Origin of the sequence: Neobacillus fumarioli NBRC 102428 (assembly GCF_001591485.1) — a bacterium.
Classification (GTDB): domain Bacteria; phylum Bacillota; class Bacilli; order Bacillales; family Cytobacillaceae; genus Neobacillus; species Neobacillus fumarioli.
Genome location: NZ_BCUZ01000197.1, coordinates 1 through 2,946 on the forward strand (window position 1 = coordinate 1; position 2,946 = coordinate 2,946).

Consider the following 2,946-nt stretch of genomic DNA (forward strand, 5'->3'; position numbering starts at 1 on the left):
GAAGCAAGTATGTAATATACTTGCTTTTTTTTATTGAACCAAATGAATATAGTGAAGGCTTCTCCGAAAAAATAAGGTTGTGAAAGGATGGATGGAAAAATGGACAAAACGTTAGGGTATCTTCGCGAAACCTTATCAAACTACACGGATGAACATCACAGCATCGCCAATCATATCTACCAAAAACTTATGGAAGGCAATTTTTCCTCCGAAGAAAGCTTCGTCAGGCACTTAAGCCAAAAAGAAAGTGCATTCTTAAATAAAATTCTTCAAACCGAAATTCGTTACGCAAAGCAGGAGAAAGACGAGAAAAGAGCCTATCAGCTAAATGAGGTTTACGAGTTATTATTTTAAACGATCCAAAGATGGCAGAATTCTTGCCATCTTTGGATCGTTTATTTTATAAATATTTCCGAGGGAAGCGCAAAGTCCGACAAAAACCGCTACACTCTAACAACGTATCCCCTTATCAAACGACAAGTTTTTTGGAAGATTACTAAAACAAGATTTCATTTTTCATGCTTATTTCCCGAAATTCTGAAACGGCCCGCTTCTTTTAATGCGTTTTTTAATATTAATTCCATTTGTGCATTGACACTGCGTAATTCATCATTGGCCCATTTCTCAATCATATCATAGAGGTTTTGATCAATCCGCAATAAAAACCGCTTCTTTTCAGCCACTTTACCACGACCTTAATAAATCGTTCCTGTATTAATAACCGGCTGGGTTCCCTTTTCAGAAATTAAAGCAACCATTAAATTATTAATCATTTGTGCTTTCTTATCTTCATTCAATTCCACAATACCTTCACTGCTTAATTGATCGATCGCCGATTTCACCATCGTTACTGCTCCATCGACAATCACTTTCCGGGCAGCTAACACAGCTTTAGCTTGCTGTCTTTGCAGCATAGCATGGGCAATTTCACTTGAGTACACTAAATGCATGATTCTAGCCTCTATAATTTCAACTCCAGCAATACTGAGCCGCTTTTGTAAATCCTTTGTCAGCTCATCTCCTACCTCATCAGAATGCTGTCTTAATGAAATTTCATAATCATTGTTAAAGTTGTCATAAGGGTATTGGCTCTCAATATGACGGAGACCTGTCTCACTTTGAGTATGAACGAACTCTTTATAATCTTCAACACCAAATATAGCTTTCGCACTGTCCAATACCTTATAAACCACAACAGCAGCAATTTCAATCGGATTACCTTCCAAATCATTTACTTTAAGTTTATCACTATTAAAATTAATCACCCGGAGCGAAACCGTCTTCTTAACAGTTAATGGAATTGTCAACCAAAAACCTTCCTGTTTCATCACACCTAAATAATTACCAAATAGCGTAAACACTTTTGCCTGATTCGGCTGAACAATTGTAAATCCTGAAAGAAGCAATAAAGCACATAATGCACACAACAAAGCAGCTGCAAACATTACAACGTTTTCTGTGTTAACAAATTGGCTGAAACTAATGAAGGCAAGTACCACAAATATTAGAAAAAGCAAAAGTCCCAATAACCCATTTTACTTTGCCGATCTCTTTTTCTTTCAAACCAACCCCCTTTATTTCCATCTTTCACCATTACGATATCATTTTAATATCATAAGGAAGAAAAATTTAGCATAAAAAAGAAGCTGCAATAGTCTTTACAGCTTCTAATGAATGTCTCTTTTCTTAAATCTTCCGCCTCGGACTTCTGTTATATCCGCAACGGCTAAAAACGCATTAGTGTCATATTCAGCCACTATTTCCTTCAGCTTTGCTTCTTCCAAGCGGTTTATGACACAAAAGATGACTCTTTTATTATCTCCTGAAAATGCTCCTTCTCCTTTCAAATATGTAACTCCTCGCCCCAGCCGATTCAAAATGGCATCACCCATCTGATCTGCAACATCACTGATAATCCATACAGATTTCGATTCGTCAAGACCAGTAATCGTAATATCCATCGTTTTATAGGCGACAAAATAAGCGATAAGCGAATACATAGCCCGATCCCATGTAAAAACAAAGCCAGCACTTCCCAGTATGAAAAGATTAAAAAACATGACAATTTCTCCAACAGAAAATGGAAGTTTTTTATTAAAGAGGATGGCGAGGATTTCAGTACCATCCAATGAACCGCCGTACCGAATAACCAATCCTACCCCTATCCCAAGTGTTACTCCGCCAAAAACAGTCGCAAGAAGGATGTCTTGAGTAAAGGCTGGAACTGAATGGAGCAGGGTGGTGGCAACAGAAAGTGCGATGATACCATAAAGTGTAGAAACGGCAAACGTTTTTCCGATTTGTTTATATCCAATAAAGAAAAATGGGAGATTAAGCAGAAAGAGAAATATTCCTAATTTCCAGCCAGTAATATAAGAAAGGATAATTGAAACACCTGTGATTCCTCCATCTATTACTTTATTAGGAACCAGAAAGATTTCAAGCCCTACTGCATAAAGAATTGCACCAAGTGTGATTAACAAAATCCTCTGGAAAATTTTCCTTTTCGTTAGCCTTCGGTGCTGAATTTTTTCCATTATAACCTTCTTTTGTTCCGCCAATGATAAATCTTGCATTCCTGACATTAACTTGCCCCTTTCGTATTCATTTCCTTCTTATAGGATAACGAAATATGGGTCTCCTTTGTATTAATATGCTCTATTATTTACCTTCTTGAAAAAAAGAAACTGCCCAAGAAAGGCAGTGTGATTGTTCTTAACTAGGGTCAACCTCATCATAGGAAAGAGTTGTGACACTAGTATATTCTCCTCTTTCAATTTCTTCCGGGTTTGCACTTTGCTCCAACTCTTTTTGATCGTCCATGCCCGGAGCAATTGTAGGACTATTTTGCTGCCTTTCTTTTTCTTTAGGCATTGTTTCCACCCCTTTCCATGAATATTTTTCCTTTTTTCTCTGAAAATATACTTTTTAGCATAAAAAATGGGG

At 37.1% G+C, this 2,946-nt stretch carries 4 protein-coding genes and 1 pseudogene; 1 reads left to right on the forward strand and 4 read right to left on the reverse strand.

The features are described 5' to 3' along the window. Window positions 1-99 precede the first annotated feature (99 nt). A complete protein-coding gene (locus BFU02S_RS15360; RefSeq protein ID WP_066372549.1) occupies window positions 100-354 on the forward strand; it encodes a sigma-G-dependent sporulation-specific acid-soluble spore protein CsgA in 255 nt (84 codons plus the stop codon). A 155-nt stretch (window positions 355-509) separates the two neighbouring features. Here the strand turns inward: BFU02S_RS15360 and BFU02S_RS16905 are convergent, their stop codons facing one another. From BFU02S_RS16905 to BFU02S_RS17085, 4 genes and pseudogenes are all read right to left on the reverse strand, one after another. Next, window positions 510-683 (reverse strand): type II toxin-antitoxin system antitoxin, encoded by a 174-nt coding sequence (locus BFU02S_RS16905; RefSeq protein ID WP_157075964.1) that lies wholly within the window; start codon window positions 681-683, stop codon window positions 510-512. A 12-nt stretch (window positions 684-695) separates the two neighbouring features. After that, window positions 696-1,563: pseudogene (locus tag BFU02S_RS15365) on the reverse strand (SPFH domain-containing protein). Between the two features lie 104 nt (window positions 1,564-1,667). After that, window positions 1,668-2,576, reverse strand: coding sequence for a YitT family protein (locus BFU02S_RS15370; RefSeq protein ID WP_066372551.1), 909 nt, complete (start codon window positions 2,574-2,576; stop codon window positions 1,668-1,670). Between the two features lie 139 nt (window positions 2,577-2,715). Continuing rightward, complete coding sequence (locus BFU02S_RS17085; RefSeq protein ID WP_169797616.1) at window positions 2,716-2,874, reverse strand: hypothetical protein; 159 nt, start codon at window positions 2,872-2,874, stop codon at window positions 2,716-2,718. Window positions 2,875-2,946: the final 72 nt, after the last annotated feature.

Excerpts from the sequence above, each read along its gene's own strand:
- BFU02S_RS17085 (WP_169797616.1), bottom strand. The coding sequence starts at position 2,874 with ATGCCTAAAGAAAAAGAAAGGCAGCAAAATAGTCCTACAATTGCTCCG.
- BFU02S_RS15360 (WP_066372549.1), top strand. The coding sequence starts at position 100 with ATGGACAAAACGTTAGGGTATCTTCGCGAAACCTTATCAAACTACACG.
- BFU02S_RS15370 (WP_066372551.1), bottom strand. The coding sequence starts at position 2,576 with ATGCAAGATTTATCATTGGCGGAACAAAAGAAGGTTATAATGGAAAAA.